Source organism: Candidatus Planktophila sp. (assembly GCF_040402315.1).
In the GTDB taxonomy this organism is placed as follows: Bacteria; Actinomycetota; Actinomycetes; order Nanopelagicales; family Nanopelagicaceae; genus Planktophila.
Map to the genome: position 1 here is coordinate 14,932 of NZ_JBBAMU010000010.1, position 20,660 is coordinate 35,591.

A 20,660-nucleotide genomic window follows, 5' to 3' on the forward strand; every position below is an offset into this window, starting at 1 on the left:
CGAAGAAAAACCAAAAGGACAATTGTGGCTGTATTTAGTGCGCTCAAAAACAAGGTAAAGAGCAAGAAAGCTGCTCCAGCAAAGAAGACTGCTGCGAAAAAAAGTGTAGCCAAGAAGGCTCCTGCGAAGAAGGCCGTTGCTAAGAAAGCACCCGCAAAGAAAGTTGCTGCTAAGACGATAAAGCCAGCGAAGATTGAAATTAAGAAAGAGCTCAACGTAAAAGAAATACAGCAGCTAGTTGATTTAAAGAACGCCATTGCGCACCAGAAAGAGATCATTGAATCCCTTGCTGCTAGTGGAATTGATAATTATCGCAAGGCGGTAAAGAAAGAATTTATGCCGCTGGCACTTGAAGCTCGCGCACTTGACGGTCAAATTCCGGAAGCGACAGAGAAGGCTCGCAAAGCTGGCCTCGGAGCTCCAAGTCGCATACTGTCAAAGGCGCAGCTCGCCTTGATTGCCCCAAAGGTGGAGGCGAAGGCAGAAGCGCTAAAGAGTGAAAAAGTCGCCATTGTGCTTGATGAAGATGGCAATGAAATTGTGGTGGAAGAAGTTGACCTGGAAGATGTAGAGACTCTGATTGCAGAAGCATCTGAAATTGTTGATGCTGAAGCCGATGGCAAAGACCAGCCGCGCGTTGTCACGCTATCGGATGAGACTAAGAATGAAGCGGGCTCATTTACTTTACTTGACTCTGATGCCGATGATGAAGAGGAAGATAAGAACGAGCGCGAGAAGCATAAGAAGGATCTAAAGAATGTAAATCTCGTCCTGGAAGCTATCAACGGCAAGATTCAGGGCGTAGAACTTTCACCGAAGAGCAATATTGATCAGGTAGAAGCAAAGGCGCTTACCTTTAAGCAGATTCAACAGCAATTTGCGATGAGCACCTTTAATGAGAAGTCCGCAAAGCTCATCGCCGAAGCGGTTAATCAGGGCCACCTCAAGAACCTAGAAGATTTGCAGTACTTCTTTAACGAGCAAGCTCGATTTATTCAGATTGAAATTAAGCGCCTGCCGCCAGAACAGACCGTTCTTACCGCTGGTGCGACCGCAGACCCAGTAAAGGATTACCTGAAGCAGATTGGCCGCGTAGCACTTCTTAATGCCGAACTCGAAGTTGAACTTGCTACGCGCGTTGAAGCCGGCCTCTTTGCCGAAGAAGCTTTGAAGCACACTAAGAAGCTAGAGAAGAAGATGAAGCGCGAGCTAGAGTGGATTGTCGAAGATGGTAAGCGCGCCAAGAATCACTTGTTGGAAGCAAACCTTCGGCTGGTGGTCTCACTTGCTAAGCGTTATACCGGGCGCGGCATGCTCTTCCTTGATCTGATTCAAGAAGGAAACCTCGGTCTTATCCGCGCAGTAGAGAAGTTTGACTACACCAAGGGTTATAAGTTCTCTACCTATGCCACCTGGTGGATCCGCCAGGCAATTACCCGTGCCATGGCAGATCAAGCTCGCACCATTCGTATTCCAGTACACATGGTTGAAGTCATCAATAAGTTAGCTCGCGTGCAGCGCCAGATGCTGCAAGATCTTGGGCGCGAACCGACACCTGAAGAGCTCGCTAAAGAACTTGATATGACACCGGAAAAGGTGGTCGAAGTTCAGAAGTATGGCCGCGAACCAATCTCACTTCACACCCCACTAGGTGAAGAAGGAGACTCTGAATTCGGAGATCTCATTGAAGATTCAGAGGCAGTTAAGCCAGAAGAGTCAGTAACTTTCACTATCTTGCAGGAGCAGTTGATGCAGGTGCTGGGCGGCCTTACCAACCGCGAAGCCGATGTCATCAAGGCTCGTTACGGGCTCACAGATGGACAGCCTAAAACTCTTGATGAAATCGGTAAGGTTCACGGTGTTACGCGTGAGCGTATTCGCCAGATTGAATCTAAGACGATGTCAAAGCTGCGCCACCCATCTCGTTCGCAATCACTGCGCGATTATCTGGATTAACACCAGATGGCCGATGCCCAAGTCTTTATCAATCCTAAGAGCGGATCTATTCGCATCACTGGGGTGATAGATATAGTCGATGCTGATGGCAAAGTGCTTGAAACTATCGAGAATCCAAAGTTCTGTGGTTGTGGTCAATCAAAAGAAAAACCCTTATGCGATGGTTCGCATAAGGGCATTCTTAAAGAGTAATTACTTAACTTCAACCAACTTCTCTGACTCATCCTGAATCGCTGCAGCTACTGCCTTGAGCTTTTCAGCATATTCCTTGCCGTGATGGGCACAGAACATGAGTTCACCACCATTTAGCAGAATTGCACGCACGTAAGCTTGTGCACCACAACGATCGCATCGATCGAGGGCATTCAGAGGTGTGGATTCGAGGATTACTTGCTCGGTCATCGCGCTCTCATTTCGCTTAATGGGAAGTTCTGGTACTTCTATGGAACATCATGCCAGTTCTCTTTATTCCCCGCAGGAGATATTGATTCCAATTGTGTAAATTTTTAGCAATCTGAGCGCATAATCACCGATTATTAGGGGATATCTCACCCCAATTACCAATATTTGAGATGTCCCGGCGCGCTTACGCAGATGCGAAGCATTCGCTGGCTAACCTTTGCCACCGTGGCTGACGAATTGAACTTTACCCCTGAAGTGGATGCTAAGGATAGCTATACCGCCAAAGATCTCGCAGTTCTTGAAGGCCTCGATGCTGTGCGCAAGCGCCCGGGAATGTATATCGGTTCAACCGATTCCCGCGGATTACAACATTGCCTCTGGGAAATTATTGATAACTCAGTCGATGAATCACTGGCGGGGCACTGTAAGAAAATTGAAATTAATCTTGAATCAGATGGTTCCGTTGAAGTACACGATGATGGTCGCGGAATTCCGGTTGATAAAGAACCCAAGACTGGTCTTACTGGTGTTGAAGTTGTACTAACCAAACTGCACGCAGGTGGAAAGTTCGGCGGCGGTTCCTATGCCGCCTCCGGTGGTCTCCACGGTGTCGGCGCATCTGTTGTCAACGCTTTAGCCGAACGCCTTGATGCTGAAGTAGATCGCAACGGCAAGATTTACTGGATGTCATTCAAGCGCGGAGTAGCTGGAATATTTGATGGTGATGGACCGAAAGCTACCTTCACACCACAATCAGGTTTGCGCACCATTGGAAAAGTTTCGGCGAAGGTAACTGGCACCCGGATTAAGTGGTGGTCAGATCGGCAAATCTTTTTAAAGGATGCCGAACTTGAACTCGATGATGTCTATGCCCGAGCTCGCCAAACTTCATTTTTAGTTCCCGGACTTTCCATTATGGTTAACGACAACCGCAAGAAAGAGAAGACCACCCAGACCTTCTTCCATAAGGGTGGCATCTCTGAGTACTGCGATTTCTTGCAACCAGATACCGCTGTTGGTGAAGTTATTCGTATTTATGGCAGCGGTCATTATCAAGAGACGGTGCCGGTGCTAGATGACAAGGGCCATCTGGTCTCCACAGATGTTGAGCGTGATATGGAAGTTGATATCGCGATGAAGTGGGGCGAGGGCTTTGACACAACCCTGCACTCCTTTGTGAACATCATTGCCACTCCTAAGGGCGGCTCGCACGTACTTGGTTTTGAGCGCGCCATCACTAAAGCCTTTAATGAAGCGATGCGCAGCGCTGGAATTCTGAAGAAGAACGAGGCCGATGTCATCAAAGACGATGTGATGGAAGGTCTGACTGCGGTAGTCACCGTTCGAATGTCAGAACCGCAGTTTGAGGGTCAGACCAAGGAAGTTCTCGGAACCGCGGCGGCGACAAAGATTGTCTCCACTGTGGTTGCCGATAAGCTCAAAGAATTCTTTGCAACAACTCGTCGTATTGATAAAGCCAACGGCAAGTTGATCATGGAAAAGATTGCGGGTGCTTCTCGCATACGCATTAGCGCCCGTGCTCATAAAGATATACAGCGCCGTAAGAACGCCCTGGAATCATCGTCACTTCCCACAAAGCTCTCTGATTGCCGCTCGGAAGATGTCACTCGCACTGAACTCTTTATCGTTGAGGGCGACTCGGCCCTGGGCACAACAAAGGCAGCGCGTAACTCTGAATTCCAAGCCATCTTGCCGATTCGTGGCAAGATTTTAAATGTGCAGAAAGCATCACTATCGCAGATGCTCGATGATAAAGAGTGCGGCTCCATCATTCAGGTAATCGGCGCTGGCTCTGGAAAATCATTTGAATTAGATGATGCTCGATATGGCCGCATTATCTTGATGTCAGATGCCGATGTTGATGGCGCACATATTCGTTGCCTGCTGCTTACTTTGATGTATCGCTATATGCGCCCGATGCTCGATGCTGGCCGCGTTTTTGCCGCGATTCCTCCACTACACCGCATTGAAACAATGGGTGTGGGCGGCAAGAAGGGTGAGTACATCTACACCTACTCCGATGATGAGATGAAGCGAATTACGGCAGATTTAAAGAAGACGGGTAAGCGTTGGAAAGAGCCGATTCAGCGCTATAAAGGTCTGGGTGAGATGGATGCTGATCAACTGCGTGAGACCACTATGGATCCTGATGCCCGCACGCTACGTAGAATTACGGTGCCGGATGCGGAGGCCGCAGAGAAGATGTTTGAGCTTTTAATGGGATCGGATGTGGCCCCACGGAAGGAATTTATCGCAACAGCTGAGATTGATCGCGAGCAGATCGACGCTTAGTTCTTAATCACCGAGACTGATAATTTTCCACCTTTAGCCCTACCCTCATAGCATGCGTTCTAAGACGATTGTCTTACTGATTGCTCTCTTTATCAACGCACTCTGCATCTTCACCTACTTCTCCAACTTGGTCACAACTGGCGACAGAAGCGCTAACGGGTTTATGGCGGTATTGCCGATTATTTGTGCTTTCTTATTTTCGGTCATCAAGGGCGGGTCGATGTTTTATGAGGGCTCAGGTGGCGGTAGTTATCTCTGGTTTTTGATGGCAAGCCTGCCAATAGGTCTGCTCTTTATTGTGATTGGGCTGATTGTTAAGTTAGCAAAGCATTTTAAATCCTGATTAAAGCTTAAAAATACGAACAGTAATAAATGCAGAGTGGCCTCACGCGAGGGCGGGGTCTTTAGCTATTAACTCTTAATTACCTTGGTCTTTAAAAGATGAGTAGGTTCCCCATTTATGGAGTTTGTTCTTGATCTCCTTACTGTTAAGAGAGTTGATGAGATCTCCGCCTCTGCCCGAGTCCGAAATCTCCTGGACTATTGAGAGTATGTCTCCCATCGGATCTAGTCCGAACATTGTGGCGATAAATTCAAAGTCAGCCGGCGCTACAGTTTGAATGATTTCGTAATCGCCTTCATTCTCATCATGAGCGTAGAACTCAAACTCGAACTTAAGACTTTCCTGCTCAAGATAGGCATAACGAATCGGACTCCCATCCTCATCTACGATTCGAATCTGCTTCATTGACTTACCTCCTGGTCTATCTTGATCGCGCTCTAAGGCCTCTTAATGCGAAAAATAGCCTGTCAGGCATTACGCAGGCTTGGTAAAGTCCGGACAAAGCCAGCCAGATATTTGAAATATCAAAGTGGTTGCAACCCACAGCCAAATATAGGAGTACCCTGAAAACCGCAGCCACAAGATACTTTTCACCATAGGAGCAGTAAGGAGGGGGTATGCACTCTAAAAAGATTCTTGCCTTCTCTGACTTTCTTGCGGCCTCACCGGATTCTTTAAACGAAATCTCCCAGTTCCTAGTCATGAACACATTTAGTGAAGAGAAATGTTTCTGCCTTTATATAGGTGAGCTCATCGACAATGGTTTTGTATCTCCACTCGGCGGATACGGTTGGGGTTCTGCCGAATACGCAGCATTCTTTGATCTGCCGATTCAAGAGAAAATCCCTATCACCGCTGCGATCCGTGAAAACACTGTCTTCATTGCCCATAACGGGACTGAATATGAAAAGGAATATCCCTTGGTGGCTGGCTCTAGTTATGAGGGTAAGTGGGTGTCAGGGGTAGCTATTCCAGTTTCTCCGGTTGGTGGAATGGCTCTTTACTCTACGAAAACACTTGACCTTACCGAGGCGATGAAAATCTTCTATATTGCAATTGGTTCACTGTTGGGGCTTTATTCAAGTCAGCTTCCAAAGGCGCTAGTCCTGACTGCGGTTGATGTTAAGGGAAAGATTGACTTACCTCACATTCCATTGAGTGATCGGCAATTAGTTATTGCTGACTTACTCGAGCATGGGTTTAATAACGCACAAATTGCCCTAGAAATTGGTTATAGCGAATCACTAATCAGACAGGAGACCGTTGCTATATATCGAAAGTTAGAGGTGACGGGTAGAAAAGCCTTGCAACTCATTCATGCTTTAAAAATAGATTCCGAACACAATTCTAAAGAGCTGTAACTGTATTCACAGAGTTTCTCTCAACTCGTAATTAACGATGGCTAATCAATACTAACTAAGTCGAAGTACTCCTCTTTCCAAATATCTTCATCGCCATCAGGCAACAAAATCACCCGTTCTGGCTTTAACGCCTGCACGGCGCCTTCATCGTGAGAGACCATGATTACTGCGCCTTGATATTCACTCAGCGCTCCCAAGATCTCTTCCCGAGATGCTGGATCTAAGTTATTTGTTGGCTCATCAAGTAAGAGCACATTTGCTGAAGAGACGACCAGGGTGGCCAGGGCTAACCGAGTTCGCTCGCCACCAGAAAGTACTTTGACCGGCTTATGAACATCATCGCCGACGAAGAGAAATGAACCAAGCACGTTACGAGCTTCTGGTTCACGCAAGTCAGCTTTAGAAGACATCATGTTTTCCAGAATAGTTCGCTCGAAGTCGAGCATTTCATGTTCCTGGGCGTAGTAACCGAGCTTGAGCCCATGACCATGTTCGACCTTGCCGGTATCTGATTCAAGTTGATTGGCTAGGATTTTAAGGAGCGTTGTTTTGCCGGCGCCGTTGAGGCCCAAGATCACAACGCGGGAGCCCTTATCAATGACGCAGGAAACGTCAGTGAAGATTTCAAGTGAGCCATAGTTCTTTGATAGCTCTTCCCCCGATAGCGGAGTCTTGCCGCATGGGGCAGGGGTTGGGAAGCGAAGTTTTGCCACCTTATCTTTGACCCGCACATCATCGAGTGATGATCGCAGCTTTTCGGCGCGACGTAACATGCCTTGGGCGGCAGTTGCTTTAGAGGCTTTCGCGCGCATCCGCTCGCCTTGCTTTTGCAAGATTTCTGCTTTCTTTTCAGCGTTAGCGCGCTCTTTCTTGCGGCGATGTTCATCTTGTTCGCGCTGTAAGAGGTATTGCTTCCAGCCTAAGTTATAGACATCGATGACATTTCTATTGCCATCGATGTAGAAGACTTTATTGACCACGGTTTCAATCAGGTTCACATCGTGAGAAATGATGACAAGTCCACCTGAGTAATTAAGGAGGTAGTTACGAAGCCAGATGATCGAATCGGCATCTAAGTGGTTGGTGGGCTCATCTAGGAGCAGGGTTTCGGCACCGGAAAAAAGGATGCGCGCAAGTTCGATTCGCCGGCGTTGACCACCGGAAAGAGTGTCAAGTTGATTGTTAAAAACGGCCTCGGAAACGCCAAGAGAGTGGGCAATTGCTTCTGCTTCTGAAGTTGCGGCATAGCCGCCGGCTGCGCTGAATTCAGCATCTACTCTGGTGTAACGCTCAAGGGCTTTTTCAAGTTCGGCGCCTTCTGTGGTTGCCATCTCTTGTTCTACTTGGGTCATTCGCGCCGCAATTTGGTCTAGATCGCGCGCCGATAAAATTCGATCGAGCGCGGTTCCTTGATCTTCACCAGTACGTGGATCTTGTGGCAGATAGCCAATTTTGCCGGTGCGCTGTACGCCGCCGCCGGCCGGCAGTGTTTCACCCGCTAAAACTTTTGCCAGAGTTGATTTTCCGGCGCCATTTCGGCCAACGAAACCGATGCGATCGCCATGATTGATGCGAACTGTGACCCCAGAAACCAAAAGGCGTGCACCAGCACGAAGTTCAAGAGCGGTTGTTGCAATCATTTGGGCGTATCTTCCCACAGTATTTACCTTGGCATTTCGCGCCCCGTACACTCAGAACCATGTTTAACCTCACGCTCCTTGCACTCCTATTGCTAGCCCTGGTATTTCTTGGATATCAGATTCGATTGAGCAGGAAACTGGGCGCCAAACTCAACCAACTCATCAAAAGTGAGAAAGAGCTGCGAAAGAGTGTGCGCGAAGTAAATATCACAGCCCGCGCCGATTATCGCCAGAGTGAGTTCTATGCGCAGTTACTGAACTTGCTTGCATTCGATGCACCCATCCCGCCAACACGTGGCTGGGCAGCTTCTCCTGATGTGCTTCTTACCTTGGTGCACAGCGCAGGTAGCTCTGATATTCGCACCATTGTTGATTTAGGATCTGGTGTTTCTACGCTGGTCCTTGCCAAGAGCGCTCCGCATGCTCGCGTGATCAGCATTGATAACTCGCCGGAGTATGCGGCCAAGACCCGCCACTTACTTGATAGCCATGGAATTACCAATGTAGAAATACGTGTGGCACCCCTTACCCCACATGCATCAGGTAATAGTTGGTATGAGACTTCGGTATTTTCCGATATCTCCGAGATTGATCTGCTCTTTATCGATGGGCCGCCAGCAACGGCCGATGGCCAGGCGCGTCACCCAGCCTTCACCGAGCTACTCAAGAAACTGAGCGCCAAGGCAGTTGTTGTCCTAGATGATGCTGGCCGCGATGGCGAGAAGGAGTTAGCGAATAAGTTTGCTGCTGGAATTCCGACACATATTGTGGAATTTCTTGAGCACGAAAAGGGTACTGCGGTCATCCGACCTAAGTAATTTACGCTTTCCCGATTCGGGTACGTCGTGGGGTAGCAAATGCCTTACTTACCGCGGTGAGCTCATCGGAAACCTGCTTGCGGATCGCTTCTTCACTCTTAAGTAAAGTAGCAAGTGCGGTGATGACCCCTTTGAGCTCTTTTGATTCAGTTTCAAGTTCGAGCTTGCTCATCTTGGTCAGCCGGCGCAACGGCATATCTAGAATGTAGGTGGCTTGTTCGTCATTGAGTTTGAAACCTTTAATCAAAGCTTCTTTCGCAGCCGGGGCATCATCGCTACCGCGAATAATCTTGATGACCTTATCGATATCGATAATTGCTTTCAGAAGTCCATCAACGAGTGAGAGTCTGTCTTCTGCCTTTGCTTTTCGAAATTCGGAGCGGCGGCGCACAACTTCGATGCGGTGATCGATAAAGACCTGCAGCAGCTCTTTCAGGCCAAGCGTTTGTGGCTTGCCCTTGACCAGTGCTACCGCGTTAATCGCAAAAGCATCTTCCATCGGAGTGAGCTTGAAGAGCTTTTCTAGAACATCTTCTGGCTCAAAACCATTCTTGAGTTCAATCACAACATTGGTACCGGTCTGACCATCAGTTAAGTCGATGATGTCGGAAATTCCCTGAATCTTCTTCGCTTTAGCAAGGTCGGCAATACGTTCCACAACTTTTTCGGGGCCGATATTAAATGGAAGTTCTTTGATAACAATTCCCATTTTGCGAGATGTGACTTTGGAAATCTCGGTTGTTGCGCGCACTTTAAAGGAACCTTTGCCTGTGGCATAGGCTTCTCGAACACCTTCCAGGCCAACAATTTCGCCACCGGTTGGAAAATCAGGTGCCGGCACATGCTTCATCAATTGATTCAGCGTTGCCTTGGGATTATCAATTAAGAACTTGGTGGCAGCGATTACTTCACCCAGATTGTGGGGGGCCATATTTGTCGCCATACCTACGGCGATTCCAGAACCGCCGTTAACAAGCAAGTTAGGAAAGGCCGCGGGTAGTACAAGGGGTTCAGCTAATTGACCGTCATAGTTTGGACCGAAATCAACGGTGTTCTCATCGGCTTCGGCCACCATCGCCATTGCGGTGGGGGCAAGACGGGCTTCGGTATAACGCATCGCAGCTGGGCCGGCATCGAGTGAGCCAAAGTTTCCGTGGCCGTCAATCAGGGGCAACTGCATAGAAAAAGATTGCGCCATCCGAACGAGTGCGTCATAGATTGCTGAGTCACCGTGTGGGTGCAACTTACCCATCACTTCACCAACTACGCGCGCGCTCTTTACATGTCCGCGCTCAGGGCGAAGACCCATATCTGCCATCTGATGCAGAATGCGACGATGTACAGGCTTTAAACCATCTCGTGCATCAGGAAGTGCGCGTGAGTAAATAACGGAATAGGCATATTCCAGAAATGATTCTGACATTTCGGATGAGACATCGATATCAACGATCTTGCCTGGAAATTCGCCCGGCTTTGGTCCGGCCAGCTTTGCCGTCTTTTTAGGAGCTGCTGCCTTCTTCGTTGCCATGGCGCGTATTCTGCCAAGGCATTGTGCTAAACCTTGGTACCTACACGCGGTCTAGCCCCAACGATTGCAACACATTGGGCCGCAATCTCAACGCCAGCCTTTAACGCCCCAGATAAATCCCGATTACTTGCATAGTGGGAAATAAATCCAGCCGCAAAAGAATCTCCAGCGCCAGTTGTATCAACAACTACTGCCTGCAGCGCATCCACAGAAACCATAACTCCAGCACGAGATTTAGCTAGCGCCCCATGAGATCCCCGTTTAATGACCACTGTCTCGCACGGTCCTAACAGCACATCTAGCGCTATCTCTAACTCTGTTTCGCCGGTGAGATAAATTGACTCCTCTTCATTAAGAATTAAAACACTCATGTGAGGTAGCCATGATTTTATTTCAGCCAGGCCAACTGCCTTCATCCCGCCTACAGATGCTGGATCAAAATAGATTGGGATATTTACTTCTCGGATTTTTCTCATCATCTCTTTAATTCCAGGTAACGATGATGGGTCTAGCGGTGCGTATCCAGAAATATAGACTGCGTCGAAATCATCTAATGGTGGAAGGTCACTGAGCTGTAGCCCGGAATTAGCGCCATTGTCAGGGAGCATGGTTCGTTCTCCCGTGGGGTCCACCAGCACTACAACGACTCCTGATTGCCCGTCTTCTACTACAAGATTATTGTGTTTAACTCCAAGTGCATCGAACTCGGCAACGAGGACTGAACCCACAGTGTCATTTCCTACATGTCCGACAATTGTCGCCTGCGCACCTGCTCGTGTGAGCCAGGAGGCTACATTGCCCGCAGCCCCACCACCATGAGTAGAAATCTTGGCAGAGGTGTCACTGCCATAGTTAATTTCAGAGGGCATCACCGATATTTTGGTGACGACATCTAGCATGACATCACCGATGCAGAGAACCTTGGAAGTCATCGGATTATTGTGATGCAGCTACGGCAATATCTGCGGCTAAGGCCGAATTGGACTTAATGATTTCAATATTGACTTGAAGAGATTCACCTTCAGATGCGGTGTGAAAATGCTCCAGTAAATATGGGGTGACTGCTTTTCCAATGATTCCATCCCGAGCAGCACCTGCTAGACCGCTCTTGAGAATTACATCGTGACGAGCCCGGTTCATCTCTTTCTGAACTGGGTTAGCCACAATCAATGCGCGCTTATTGGTCTTCAGTGATTTCCTGGCATGAATTATCTTTACAATATCCGGAGCGGAATCAACTTGATGTTCTAGCATGAAGCCAGAATCAGTGAGATAGAAACCGGGGAATTTATCTGTCTTATATCCAACGACGCCGATTGCAAGCGTTTCAAGTCGTTCAAGTGTTGCTGCGACATCGAGAATCGATTTAACTCCCGCACAGACAACAGTAATGTCTAAATTTGCTAGGGCAGTGAGATCTGCAGATTCATCGAAAGATTCGTTTGCTCTACGATGCACCCCACCGAGTCCACCTGTTGCAAATACATGAATGCCAGCCAGCACTGCAAGGTGAGCAGTAGCAGCGACTGTGGTTGCCGCGCTCTTATGTGAAGCAGTGATGATTGCAAGGTCGCGACTGGAAGCCTTAGCAATGTCATCTCGATTAGCAATGGCGACTAATTGCTCATCAGTAAGTCCAATACATACTTTTCCATCAAGAATTGCGATCGTAGCGGGCGTAGCACCATGAGATCTGACGATTTTCTCCACTTCTCGGGCAACCTCTAGATTGGAAGGCCGTGGCAATCCGTGGCTGATAATTGTGGATTCAAGGGCAACTACCGGTTTACCGGCTGAGAGAGCCGCAGCTACTTCAGGGGAGGTCACGAAGCCGAGTGAATTCATAGCCGCAACAATACTCGTGAGAAGATACATCGGTGCACTTGTCGCAAATCATGCCATCAATCTTTTCTTCATTGGGGCTAGAGACAGCTATAGATTCAATCAGTGCCGGACAATCTCCATCAGGTCGCGAACTCCTCTTTCTGATCGATGGATGTGGGGCAGATGTATTAGCAACGTATGCAAATGTGGCACCGACCCTGGCTTCACTTGTCTCCCATGCCACCGTGCAGACATCATTTCCATCAACAACAGCTACGAGTCTGGCAACGCTGACAACCGGTGAAATGCCTGGCACCCACGGAATGCTTGGTTACACCGTGCAAGTTCCGCGCAGTGGGGGACGAATACTTAACACACTTAAATGGGATGAACGAGTTGACCCAGTTATTTGGCAGCCAGTTCCCACGCTCTTTGAACGAGGGATGGCAGTTGCAATTACCACCACACACGTGGCGGCTAAACGATATGAAAACTCTGGTTTTACGCGCGCAGTTTTTCGCGGCGCGCATTACAAGGGTGCAAATATCACCAGTGATTTATTAATAGAGACAATCGATGCTTTGAAAGTGAGCCCCTCATTTGTCTATCTCTATGTCAATGATCTTGATTCAGCCGGACACTCAGATGGCGTGGGCTCGGATAAATGGCTGGCTGCGCTGACAAGTATTGATCAGTTGGTGGCGCTACTCATTGAGCAAGTACCGCGCGGAACCAGAATCTGGGTCACGGCAGACCACGGAATGATTAATGTGGGTGAGAAAGTTGTGCTGGGACAAGACAACGAGTTACTGACTGATATTGCCGTCATTGCTGGCGAACCTCGAGCACGCCATTTATATTTGGGGGACAAGGCTGATTCACCGCAGGCTTTGTCTGAAGTAATTAATAGATGGAGTGAGTTCTTTGGTAAGAAAGTAATGCTGCACTCTCGCGCAACCGCAATTGCATCAGGACTCTTTGGCGCCGAAGTTTCGCAAGCTGCGGCAGAGCGCGCAGGTGATGTGATTGCTATTGCTCAAGATGGCCTGGTCTTACTTGATCCGATGCGGGCAGATAAAGAGGGTGAGATGGTGGGCCATCACGGCGGAGATTCGGAAATTGAGAGTTCGGTGCCGCTTTTAGTAAGAGTTGTTAACTAGTTTTCTTCTGGCTTTTCTTGCGCTTTGTGACCGAACATAATTTCATCCCATGATGGAACTTTTGCTCGAGCAGTAATTCCGTCTTGGGAGTCCGCTGGTGTGGGGGTCTCACGGATTACGGCAAGGCGAGGAGTTTCAATCTTCTCGGCAATCTTCTCGATCGGAAGAGTTTCAAGAATCTCAGCAATACGTGAGGGATGCGTTGGTTCAGAGTGGATGATTCCAGATGAGACTGGTTGAGCTGGCGCATCTTCATCAATTAACCAAGCACCATTAGCATCGCTGGCATCAAGTGCCCGGCGAGCTAAATCAAAGTTCCAGGTGGCAACTCCGTTGCCATCACGATTTGGGTAAGAGAGTTCGATATGCCAGGTGCCATTAGGTAGTCGCCAGGTGTTCCAGGAAATCTGATCAATATCGACACCGCGTGGAGCAAGTTTGGCGATTACAACATCGGAAAATGTCATTTCGATGCGGTGAACGTCTTTACGCATCACTAGTTCACGTGCGCGATCAAGGATGTATTCGCGCTCTTGCAAAATAGGTCCAGAGAATCGCTCTACTTTTTCAAGAGTGAGGTGGCCTTCGCGGGCGACTTGTTCCATGCTCTCACCTGCACGTAGTCGGCGCTGAATCTCTTTTACCGACATCGTTTCGTTGGCATCGACATTGGGAACGGAGCTCAGCCGTTGTTGATTAATCGTTGCGCGAAGAGTGTCGCTAATCCGAAGTGAGAACTCGCCACCTTGATTATCAAGTAGTGATAGATGATTTCCATCCTCAGATTTGCCGGTAAGGCGAAGCTCGGTCATGAGGTGAGAATATCCGATAGGGGAGCATTTTCTGGATAGCTAGACCGTCTAAGATGCGAGTATGTATGGCGAATTGTTGTCCTTAGCCCAGAAAGTCGGCGCAGCAGCCGGGGCGCTTTTGCTGGATCGACCGATGGCATTTGAAGTTGAATCCAAGTCAACGGCAATCGATTTCGCTACCCAGATGGATATTAAGGCTGAGAAATTTATCGTGCAATCACTGCTGGCCGCCCGCCCCGATGATGGAATTATTGGGGAAGAAGGGGCGAGCATCGAGGGAAATTCAGGAATTACCTGGGTTATCGATCCACTTGATGGCACTGTCAATTATTTCTACGGCCTTCCAGGATGGAATGTTTCGATTGCGGCCAAAGATAAGAATGGTGTCATTGTGGGAGTTGTGACTGCGCCAACAATTAACTCAACCTGGTGGGCAACCCTTGGCGGTGGTGCCTTCTATAACTCGCATCCGATTCGCTGTAATGAGCCAATTGCCTTAGAGCGTGCACTTATTGCTACAGGTTTTCAATACGATGTGGCACATCGCGTGACGCAGTTAGCAGACTTCGCAAAGCTCGTACCTATCGCCCGCGATATCCGTCGCAATGGCGCTGCCGCAGTTGATCTCTGTCATGTGGCGATGGGCGCACTCGATGGGTATTACGAGGCCGGGCTAAAGGAATGGGATTGGTCTGCCGGTGGATTAATTGCTCGTGAGGCTGGCGCAAAATTTGCCCAGTATGGCAAAGTGCCCCAACAAATCACGGTGGCCGCTGGTCCGCATCTGCACCAGCAGCTGGTGGCAACTCTCGGTTTCTCCGCGTAATTCGCTGGGGCAAATAGCCGATTTACGCTCAAGGCCCCTTCTATGGCAAGATAGGTGCTCTGCACGGCGATACCCGTGCTTAATTGATTAGGTAATGAACAGGACTCAAAAAGATGAACATTCTCGACGTTGTAGATGCAGTCTCACTCCGCAAGGACATTCCACAGTTCCGTGCTGGCGATGAGCTAAAAATCCACGTCCGCGTTATCGAAGGTAGCAAGTCACGCCTCCAGGTCTTCCAGGGAATCGTTATGGGTCGCCAAGGTGATGGAGTTCGCGAAACTTTCACAATTCGTAAAGTTTCATACGGCGTTGGCGTAGAACGCACATTCCCAGTTCACACACCAGTCATTGAAAAGATTGAACTGGTAAAGAAGGGCGATGTACGTCGCGCCAAGCTTTACTACCTCCGCGAGCTTCGCGGTAAGGCTGCCAAGATCCGCGAAAAGCGCGATGGCATTGAAGGCTACGGCGATGGAATTCTTTCCACTCCAATTGCTGAGGTTCCAGTAGTTGCAGAAGCAGTAGTTGAAGCCCCAGTGGTGGAAGAGGTCGTAGTGACCGAGCCAGTTGCAGAAGCAGTGGTTGAAGAAGTTGTAGCAGAAGCAGTTGCTGAAGAACCAGCGACTGAAGAAAAGCCTGCCGAGTAACTTCACTCATATGTCACGTAAGGGCTCAGTCCTTCGTGAGTTCCCGATTCTTGTAATCGTTGCGCTCGCTGTTTCACTTCTGATTAAGACACTCCTTGTCCAGTTTTTCTTCATTCCGTCCGGCTCAATGGAGAACACACTTCAGATTCAAGATCGGGTGGCGGTAAATAAGCTTCCTTTTATATCCAAAGATATTAACCGTGGCGATGTTGTCGTCTTTAGAGATCCGGATAATTGGTTGCCAGAGCCATTTACTCTTGGTGAAAATAGAATTGTGGCCAAGATTAAAGAAGGGCTCGTCTTAGTAGGCGTGCTCCCTAATCCAGCAAAGCAATACTTAGTTAAGCGTGTTATCGGCGTGGCTGGAGATAACGTCATCTGTTGTTCCAAGAGTGGCAAGCTAACAATTAATGGCAAAGAGACAACTGAGCCCTATATCTTTGCTGGAAATAAAGCTAGTGAGATGGACTTTAATATCAAAGTTCCGGAAGGCAAGATCTGGGTGATGGGCGATCATCGCTCGGCATCTGCTGATTCTCGTTATCACCAAGATGATGTCAACAACGGATTTGTTCCGGTATCAAGAATTACTGGTCGCGCCTACGCCATTATCTGGCCGATTAAAAATATTGACATCATCTCATCTCAAAATCCAATTAAATAATATCTCGATGAAGGCTATTGAGGAGTTACTTCAGGCCGCAGGTATTTCTCCCATTGCCGGTGTTGATGAGGCAGGACGTGGCCCATGTGCTGGACCACTTGTGATTGCAGCAGTAATTCTGCATGATCCATCGGCACCAGAGTTTGCGGCGGTGCGAGATTCAAAAGAGATTTCCGAGAAGAAACGTGAAGAGTTATTTGATGTCATCATGGAATTGGCTGCAAGTGTTTGCATCATTCGGGTCTCGGTGCCAGAAATTGATGAGCGGGGTGTGCACGCAGCCAATCTCGACGGCATGCGCAGAGCAGTGAAAGGGCTTTCCATTGAACCCGCCTACGTGCTAACCGATGGTTATCCAATCCAAGGGCTAGCTATTCCTAATGTGGCAGTCTGGAAAGGTGACCAGGTAGTGACGGCAATTAGCGCGGCCTCCATTATCGCCAAGGTCACGCGTGATCGCGAGATGATTGAACTCGATAAGAAATATCCGCAATACGGTTTTGCCGGGCATAAGGGCTATATCACGGCAGCACATACGGCAGCCCTGGTGAAACATGGACCATGTGTAGAACATCGCAGGTCGTTTTCAAATATTGCAGCCCTGTTCGGATAGTTTTACACAGCACTTCATTTGCTTTGGTTTTAGAGCAGCTGGTGCAACTACGGTGCCCACATGCGCCTACTTACAGATGATGTGAAGATACAGAGACTGGCACTTTTTAGCGCCATCGAAGCTGGAAATACTTACTGGGCGCGCCAAGTTAATGAATTTGGCATCGCAATGGTCTATGAGCATCTGGCACTGGGTGTCTATGACGCCACAAAATATGGCGCAATTACTCAGAGCATCAGCGCCTTTAGCGCAGATGAATCACTTGCCGCAATTGCGCAATCAGGTGGCGTCTTCATTACTCCCGAAGATCTCAGCTGGCCCACGCGCGTCAATCAATTAGCAATCCCGCCGCTGGGCCTGATTGTGAAAGGCGACATTTCTATTCTGAACAATCCCTCCCTTGCCATTGTGGGAACAAGAAATCCAACACCGTATGGCGTGCGTTTAGCTGGTGATTTTGCGGCAGGCTTTGTCGATCGAGAGTGGGACATCATCAGTGGGGGAGCATATGGAATAGATACCGCCGCCCATCGCGGAGCGTTGATTGCAGAAGGTCGCACGATTGCCGTGATTGCTTCCGGCATTGATGTGCAGTATCCGGCCGGTAATGCACGACTCTTTGATGAGATTTGTGAAAACGGTGCGATCATCAGTGAAGTAATGCCGGGCGTCAATGCGATGCCACATAGATTTCTTATCCGCAATCGCCTCATTGCAGCGTTGTCCTTGAGCACACTCGTTGTCGAAGCTGCATTTAGAAGCGGATCACTGCGCACCGCCCGTGATGCCGCAGAGCTATTGCGTCCGGTCATGGCAATTCCTGGTCCAATTAGTTCGCCATCATCGGAAGGGTGCCATCGACTTATTGGAGAACGTGCGGCTGAATTGGTGACATCAGTTGCCGATGCAATGGAGTTGATTTCCGCCCTTTAGGTAATGCTCGTGTGAAGTGAGAGAATATGCGTATGAGTGAATTCCGTTCCGGCTTTGTCGCAATAGTTGGGCGCCCTAACACTGGAAAATCAACTCTCATCAACGCCCTAGTCGGTAGCAAGATCGCGATTACTTCTCCGCATCCAAATACCACTCGCCATGCAATTCGCGGAATTGTAAATGACCCAGAATTTCAAGCAGTGCTCGTTGATACTCCGGGAGTGCATAAACCAAAGACTTTGCTCGGCCATCGCCTTAATGCGGTAGTCAATGAAAGTATGGATTCCGTCGATATTGTGATGATGTGTCTGCCAGCTGATGAGACATCTGGTGCTGGCGATGAATTTATCGCTGCTGAAATTGCTAAGCATCCACGGGCGAAGAAATTCGCACTTGTGACGAAAACTGATTTAGTATCAAAGAAAAATATCGCTACCCGGTTACTTGGCATCTCAGAACTTGCCAAAGGATTCACATGGGATGAAATTGTGCCCATCTCTGCTGCCATTCACGAACAGATAGATTTGCTGGAAGAGCTCATTGGAAAGAACCTTCCTGCTGGACCTGCCTTCTATCCAGAAGATATGAAAAGTGATCAAGGAATTCAACAACTCATCTGCGAACTCATACGTGAGGCTGCCATGCGCGATGCTCGGGAAGAGCTTCCGCATTCGATTATGGTCACCATTGATGAAATGTCAGAGCGGGAAGAGAAGGGCAGCCGCCCATTTTTTGATATCCACGCAACGATTCACGTTGAGCGCGATTCACAGACCGGAATCATCTTGGGTCATCAAGGAGAGCGCCTTAAAGATATTGGAATGCGAGCTCGAAAAGATATCGAGCGTGAACTTGGGGCAAGAATATTTCTTGGTCTTCACGTGAAAGTTTCCAAGGAGTGGCAGCGCGATCCTAAGTTACTGGAAAGACTTGGTTTTATTGAGCGCTAAGTGCGCCGGTGGCAAGTGCAATAAGGAGTGCGCAACCTAGTAATACGCGATAGATAACAAATGGTGTGAAGGTCTTGGTTGCAATAAATTTCATCAGCCAAGCAATAACGCTATAGCCGACGATAAATGCGACAACTGTGGCAGCCAAAATCTCTGGCATGGAATAGACCGAGACCGTTGAATCTCCCATGGCGGCTTTTAACTCATAGAGCCCACTTCCAAATACCGCCGGAATTGCGAGCAAAAAGGAGTAACGCAAGGCTGCGTCTCGTTTGTATCCAAGGAATCTTCCGAGCGCAATCGTTGCACCGGACCTTGAAACACCGGGAATCAGTGCAAGAGATTGGGCCAGGCCGTAGGCGATGCCATCTTTGGAATTTAGGACATCTAATGATTTTTCTCGTTTGCCAATGCGATCTGCAAAGCCCAGGATGAGACCAAAGAGAATGAGGGTGGTGGCAACAATCCAGAGTGATCTAAAGTGATTGGTGATGTAATCCTGTCCGAGATAACCGAGTACAACGATGGGAAGAGAACCAATAATAATCAGCTTTCCAAGGCGCGCTTCCGGAGAACCATCGCGTGAAATCCAGGCGCGGATTATCTTTAAGATATCTTTTCTAAAGTAGAGCAGCACTGCCAGCTCGGTACCAATCTGAGTGATTGCGGTGAAGGCAGCGCCAGGATCACTGGCATTCGGCAAGAGCTCACCAACGATTCGGATATGAGCACTGGAGGAAACTGGAATGAATTCAGTGAGACCTTGTACTAAACCAAGGAAGAGCGCTTCAAGCATTGTCACATTATGGCGCGAATTACTTAGTTACTGGCTTTCGGCTCGCGAAGTAAGAACCAATCAATACCAACGGCAGACCTAGCGCCATTCCGATTGTCAGTGGTTCACCGAGAATAAGCACACCCAGAACTACTGCGAAAGCGGTATTGAGATAGGTCACCAGTGATCCGCGGGCAACGCCAATAATCGATACAAGTGTGAAGAAGGCAGCAAATGCCGCCCCGGTCGAAAGAACTCCAAGACCGATAATTGAGTTAATTGCAGCAGTTGAAATCTCATGTGTTGGCCACTGAACAATGGTGAAGGGAAGATAGAAGAGCGCCGAAATCGCCATCGCCACGCCATTGATTGCAATGCCTGACACACCTGGCAGCGCCCGTTGCACCATCATCACCGCATATGAGTAACCCACTGCAGCTACTAGCACCATAAAGATGGAGAGGGCATCAGAGCTTCCCTTAATGCTTTCAATACCAACAACTGCAACAAGTCCGATGAAACCGAGTACCAACCCTGCTAATCGCGTGCGATGCCAGACTGTTTTATCACCTTGCATAGATGCAAAGATGGTCGCCCAGATCGGAACAGAGGCAATGAGTAGTCCGGCAAGCCCTGATGAAATCTTCTGTTCGGCGGTGCCAATCAGAATCCAGGGCCCGATCATCTCTAAGAGTGCGTAGGGCGCAACATATTTGATCCCACGAATGGCGGGTATGAGTTGTTTCTGCTTGATTGCAATCGGAATCAAAATGGCTGCGCCAATTGCGGTTCGCAGACAGACGACGATTGCTGGCGTAAATCCATTATCGGGATCTACGGCAACCTTAATAAATAGGTAAGGAATACCCCAAAGGAAGCCAACTAAGATAAAAAGGAACCAACCGCGTCTTGACACTACTTAGATCAACTTTCTGATTTCAGCGGCAGCGAAATCAATTGCTGTGGCTGATGTAGGTGTGATACCCATATTTGAGTAAAAGCCATGAATCATTCCTTCATACTTGCGGTATTGCACTGTGACGCCAGCTTTTCTTAGCGCCTCAGCATATTTCTCGCTATCAGAGAGCAGCG

22 protein-coding genes and 1 pseudogene are annotated in these 20,660 nt (G+C 48.6%); 13 read left to right on the plus strand and 10 right to left on the minus strand.

Annotation, left to right across the window (positions count from 1 at the left end; all coding sequences use genetic code 11):
• Window positions 1–24 precede the first annotated feature (24 nt).
• Together AC9UEP_RS03050 and AC9UEP_RS03055 are read left to right on the plus strand one after the other, a co-directional pair.
• Complete coding sequence (locus AC9UEP_RS03050; protein ID WP_509543889.1) at window positions 25–1,956, plus strand: RNA polymerase sigma factor; 1,932 nt, start codon at window positions 25–27, stop codon at window positions 1,954–1,956.
• Window positions 1,957–1,962: 6 nt separating this feature from the next.
• The gene (locus tag AC9UEP_RS03055; RefSeq protein WP_509543891.1) at window positions 1,963–2,148 is read left to right on the plus strand and encodes a CDGSH iron-sulfur domain-containing protein; all 186 of its coding nucleotides are present in this window, start codon (window positions 1,963–1,965) and stop codon (window positions 2,146–2,148) included.
• Here AC9UEP_RS03055 and AC9UEP_RS03060 read toward each other — a convergent pair whose 3' ends face one another.
• Window positions 2,149–2,358 carry a DUF7455 domain-containing protein gene (locus AC9UEP_RS03060; RefSeq protein ID WP_509543893.1) on the minus strand — a complete coding sequence of 70 codons (210 nt, stop codon included), beginning with the start codon at window positions 2,356–2,358 and terminating at the stop codon, window positions 2,149–2,151.
• Window positions 2,359–2,550: 192 nt separating this feature from the next.
• Here AC9UEP_RS03060 and AC9UEP_RS03065 point away from each other — a divergent pair, with 192 nt between their 5' ends.
• Both AC9UEP_RS03065 and AC9UEP_RS03070 read left to right on the plus strand, forming a co-directional pair.
• Window positions 2,551–4,671 (plus strand): DNA gyrase/topoisomerase IV subunit B, encoded by a 2,121-nt coding sequence (locus AC9UEP_RS03065; RefSeq protein ID WP_509543895.1) that lies wholly within the window; start codon window positions 2,551–2,553, stop codon window positions 4,669–4,671.
• A 52-nt stretch (window positions 4,672–4,723) separates the two neighbouring features.
• Window positions 4,724–5,014 (plus strand): hypothetical protein, encoded by a 291-nt coding sequence (locus tag AC9UEP_RS03070; protein ID WP_509543897.1) that lies wholly within the window; start codon window positions 4,724–4,726, stop codon window positions 5,012–5,014.
• Between the two features lie 75 nt (window positions 5,015–5,089).
• Here AC9UEP_RS03070 and AC9UEP_RS03075 read toward each other — a convergent pair whose 3' ends face one another.
• Window positions 5,090–5,419, minus strand: a complete 330-nt coding sequence (locus tag AC9UEP_RS03075) for a hypothetical protein (protein ID WP_509543899.1) — start codon at window positions 5,417–5,419, stop codon at window positions 5,090–5,092.
• A gap of 212 nt (window positions 5,420–5,631) precedes the next feature.
• Between AC9UEP_RS03075 and AC9UEP_RS03080 the strand changes: the two genes are divergently transcribed.
• Window positions 5,632–6,375 carry a helix-turn-helix transcriptional regulator gene (locus AC9UEP_RS03080; protein ID WP_509543900.1) on the plus strand — a complete coding sequence of 248 codons (744 nt, stop codon included), beginning with the start codon at window positions 5,632–5,634 and terminating at the stop codon, window positions 6,373–6,375.
• Window positions 6,376–6,416: 41 nt separating this feature from the next.
• Here AC9UEP_RS03080 and AC9UEP_RS03085 read toward each other — a convergent pair whose 3' ends face one another.
• Entirely contained in the window at window positions 6,417–8,015 is a 1,599-nt protein-coding gene (locus AC9UEP_RS03085; protein ID WP_509543902.1) for an ABC-F family ATP-binding cassette domain-containing protein, read from the minus strand.
• A 59-nt stretch (window positions 8,016–8,074) separates the two neighbouring features.
• Here AC9UEP_RS03085 and AC9UEP_RS03090 point away from each other — a divergent pair, with 59 nt between their 5' ends.
• On the plus strand, window positions 8,075–8,833 hold the full coding sequence (locus AC9UEP_RS03090; protein WP_509543904.1) for a class I SAM-dependent methyltransferase: 759 nt from the start codon (window positions 8,075–8,077) through the stop codon (window positions 8,831–8,833).
• Window position 8,834: 1 nt separating this feature from the next.
• On the opposite strand, the gene AC9UEP_RS03095 is transcribed toward AC9UEP_RS03090, so the two are convergent.
• From AC9UEP_RS03095 to AC9UEP_RS03105, 3 genes are read right to left on the minus strand one after another with little or no spacing between them, the layout of a single operon-like run.
• Window positions 8,835–10,361: a DNA gyrase/topoisomerase IV subunit A gene (locus AC9UEP_RS03095; protein WP_509543905.1), complete on the minus strand. Its 1,527-nt coding sequence runs from the start codon at window positions 10,359–10,361 to the stop codon at window positions 8,835–8,837.
• A gap of 26 nt (window positions 10,362–10,387) precedes the next feature.
• Window positions 10,388–11,293, minus strand: coding sequence for a carbohydrate kinase family protein (locus AC9UEP_RS03100; RefSeq protein WP_509543907.1), 906 nt, complete (start codon window positions 11,291–11,293; stop codon window positions 10,388–10,390).
• A gap of 4 nt (window positions 11,294–11,297) precedes the next feature.
• Window positions 11,298–12,206, minus strand: coding sequence for a pseudouridine-5'-phosphate glycosidase (locus AC9UEP_RS03105; protein ID WP_509543909.1), 909 nt, complete (start codon window positions 12,204–12,206; stop codon window positions 11,298–11,300).
• Window positions 12,207–12,256: 50 nt separating this feature from the next.
• Here AC9UEP_RS03105 and AC9UEP_RS03110 point away from each other — a divergent pair, with 50 nt between their 5' ends.
• Window positions 12,257–13,345 carry an alkaline phosphatase family protein gene (locus AC9UEP_RS03110; protein ID WP_509543911.1) on the plus strand — a complete coding sequence of 363 codons (1,089 nt, stop codon included), beginning with the start codon at window positions 12,257–12,259 and terminating at the stop codon, window positions 13,343–13,345.
• Here the strand turns inward: AC9UEP_RS03110 and sepH are convergent.
• On the minus strand, window positions 13,342–14,157 hold the full coding sequence (gene sepH, locus AC9UEP_RS03115; RefSeq protein ID WP_509543913.1) for a septation protein SepH: 816 nt from the start codon (window positions 14,155–14,157) through the stop codon (window positions 13,342–13,344). The two genes, AC9UEP_RS03110 and sepH, sit on opposite strands and share 4 nt — an antisense overlap.
• Before the next feature lie 61 nt (window positions 14,158–14,218).
• On the opposite strand from sepH, the gene AC9UEP_RS03120 reads away from it, so the two are divergent.
• The 6 genes and pseudogenes from AC9UEP_RS03120 (at window position 14,219) to era (ending at window position 18,793) form a co-directional block, all read left to right on the plus strand.
• Window positions 14,219–14,983 carry an inositol monophosphatase family protein gene (locus tag AC9UEP_RS03120; protein ID WP_509543915.1) on the plus strand — a complete coding sequence of 255 codons (765 nt, stop codon included), beginning with the start codon at window positions 14,219–14,221 and terminating at the stop codon, window positions 14,981–14,983.
• A 113-nt stretch (window positions 14,984–15,096) separates the two neighbouring features.
• Window positions 15,097–15,438, plus strand: a pseudogene (gene rplS / locus AC9UEP_RS03125) (50S ribosomal protein L19); the annotation flags it as partial.
• A 205-nt stretch (window positions 15,439–15,643) separates the two neighbouring features.
• Window positions 15,644–16,297: a signal peptidase I gene (lepB, locus tag AC9UEP_RS03130; protein ID WP_509543917.1), complete on the plus strand. Its 654-nt coding sequence runs from the start codon at window positions 15,644–15,646 to the stop codon at window positions 16,295–16,297.
• Between the two features lie 7 nt (window positions 16,298–16,304).
• Window positions 16,305–16,910 carry a ribonuclease HII gene (gene rnhB, locus AC9UEP_RS03135; RefSeq protein WP_509543919.1) on the plus strand — a complete coding sequence of 202 codons (606 nt, stop codon included), beginning with the start codon at window positions 16,305–16,307 and terminating at the stop codon, window positions 16,908–16,910.
• A 60-nt stretch (window positions 16,911–16,970) separates the two neighbouring features.
• The gene (gene dprA / locus AC9UEP_RS03140) at window positions 16,971–17,843 is read left to right on the plus strand and encodes a DNA-processing protein DprA (protein ID WP_509543921.1); all 873 of its coding nucleotides are present in this window, start codon (window positions 16,971–16,973) and stop codon (window positions 17,841–17,843) included.
• A gap of 32 nt (window positions 17,844–17,875) precedes the next feature.
• On the plus strand, window positions 17,876–18,793 hold the full coding sequence (era, locus tag AC9UEP_RS03145; protein WP_509543923.1) for a GTPase Era: 918 nt from the start codon (window positions 17,876–17,878) through the stop codon (window positions 18,791–18,793).
• Here era and AC9UEP_RS03150 read toward each other — a convergent pair.
• From AC9UEP_RS03150 to AC9UEP_RS03160, 3 genes are read right to left on the minus strand one after another with little or no spacing between them, the layout of a single operon-like run.
• Complete coding sequence (locus tag AC9UEP_RS03150) at window positions 18,780–19,595, minus strand: undecaprenyl-diphosphate phosphatase (protein WP_509543925.1); 816 nt, start codon at window positions 19,593–19,595, stop codon at window positions 18,780–18,782. The two genes, era and AC9UEP_RS03150, sit on opposite strands and share 14 nt — an antisense overlap.
• Before the next feature lie 13 nt (window positions 19,596–19,608).
• Window positions 19,609–20,484 (minus strand): DMT family transporter, encoded by an 876-nt coding sequence (locus tag AC9UEP_RS03155; protein WP_509543927.1) that lies wholly within the window; start codon window positions 20,482–20,484, stop codon window positions 19,609–19,611.
• Between the two features lie 3 nt (window positions 20,485–20,487).
• Window positions 20,488–20,658, minus strand: a complete 171-nt coding sequence (locus AC9UEP_RS03160; RefSeq protein WP_509543929.1) for an alpha/beta hydrolase — start codon at window positions 20,656–20,658, stop codon at window positions 20,488–20,490.
• Between the last annotated feature and the right edge of the window lie 2 nt (window positions 20,659–20,660).

What these genes read in the sequence shown, in the direction of transcription:
- AC9UEP_RS03060 (WP_509543893.1), bottom strand. Translation starts at nt 2,358, where the DNA reads ATGACCGAGCAAGTAATCCTCGAATCCACACCTCTGAATGCCCTCGAT.
- dprA (WP_509543921.1), top strand. Translation starts at nt 16,971, where the DNA reads ATGCGCCTACTTACAGATGATGTGAAGATACAGAGACTGGCACTTTTT.
- AC9UEP_RS03055 (WP_509543891.1), top strand. Translation starts at nt 1,963, where the DNA reads ATGGCCGATGCCCAAGTCTTTATCAATCCTAAGAGCGGATCTATTCGC.
- AC9UEP_RS03110 (WP_509543911.1), top strand. Translation starts at nt 12,257, where the DNA reads ATGCCATCAATCTTTTCTTCATTGGGGCTAGAGACAGCTATAGATTCA.
- sepH (WP_509543913.1), bottom strand. Translation starts at nt 14,157, where the DNA reads ATGACCGAGCTTCGCCTTACCGGCAAATCTGAGGATGGAAATCATCTA.
- AC9UEP_RS03090 (WP_509543904.1), top strand. Translation starts at nt 8,075, where the DNA reads ATGTTTAACCTCACGCTCCTTGCACTCCTATTGCTAGCCCTGGTATTT.
- AC9UEP_RS03120 (WP_509543915.1), top strand. Translation starts at nt 14,219, where the DNA reads ATGTATGGCGAATTGTTGTCCTTAGCCCAGAAAGTCGGCGCAGCAGCC.
- AC9UEP_RS03080 (WP_509543900.1), top strand. Translation starts at nt 5,632, where the DNA reads ATGCACTCTAAAAAGATTCTTGCCTTCTCTGACTTTCTTGCGGCCTCA.
- AC9UEP_RS03065 (WP_509543895.1), top strand. Translation starts at nt 2,551, where the DNA reads ATGCGAAGCATTCGCTGGCTAACCTTTGCCACCGTGGCTGACGAATTG.
- AC9UEP_RS03085 (WP_509543902.1), bottom strand. Translation starts at nt 8,015, where the DNA reads ATGATTGCAACAACCGCTCTTGAACTTCGTGCTGGTGCACGCCTTTTG.
- AC9UEP_RS03095 (WP_509543905.1), bottom strand. Translation starts at nt 10,361, where the DNA reads ATGGCAACGAAGAAGGCAGCAGCTCCTAAAAAGACGGCAAAGCTGGCC.
- AC9UEP_RS03075 (WP_509543899.1), bottom strand. Translation starts at nt 5,419, where the DNA reads ATGAAGCAGATTCGAATCGTAGATGAGGATGGGAGTCCGATTCGTTAT.
- lepB (WP_509543917.1), top strand. Translation starts at nt 15,644, where the DNA reads ATGTCACGTAAGGGCTCAGTCCTTCGTGAGTTCCCGATTCTTGTAATC.
- rnhB (WP_509543919.1), top strand. Translation starts at nt 16,305, where the DNA reads ATGAAGGCTATTGAGGAGTTACTTCAGGCCGCAGGTATTTCTCCCATT.
- AC9UEP_RS03100 (WP_509543907.1), bottom strand. Translation starts at nt 11,293, where the DNA reads ATGACTTCCAAGGTTCTCTGCATCGGTGATGTCATGCTAGATGTCGTC.
- era (WP_509543923.1), top strand. Translation starts at nt 17,876, where the DNA reads ATGAGTGAATTCCGTTCCGGCTTTGTCGCAATAGTTGGGCGCCCTAAC.
- AC9UEP_RS03070 (WP_509543897.1), top strand. Translation starts at nt 4,724, where the DNA reads ATGCGTTCTAAGACGATTGTCTTACTGATTGCTCTCTTTATCAACGCA.
- AC9UEP_RS03105 (WP_509543909.1), bottom strand. Translation starts at nt 12,206, where the DNA reads ATGAATTCACTCGGCTTCGTGACCTCCCCTGAAGTAGCTGCGGCTCTC.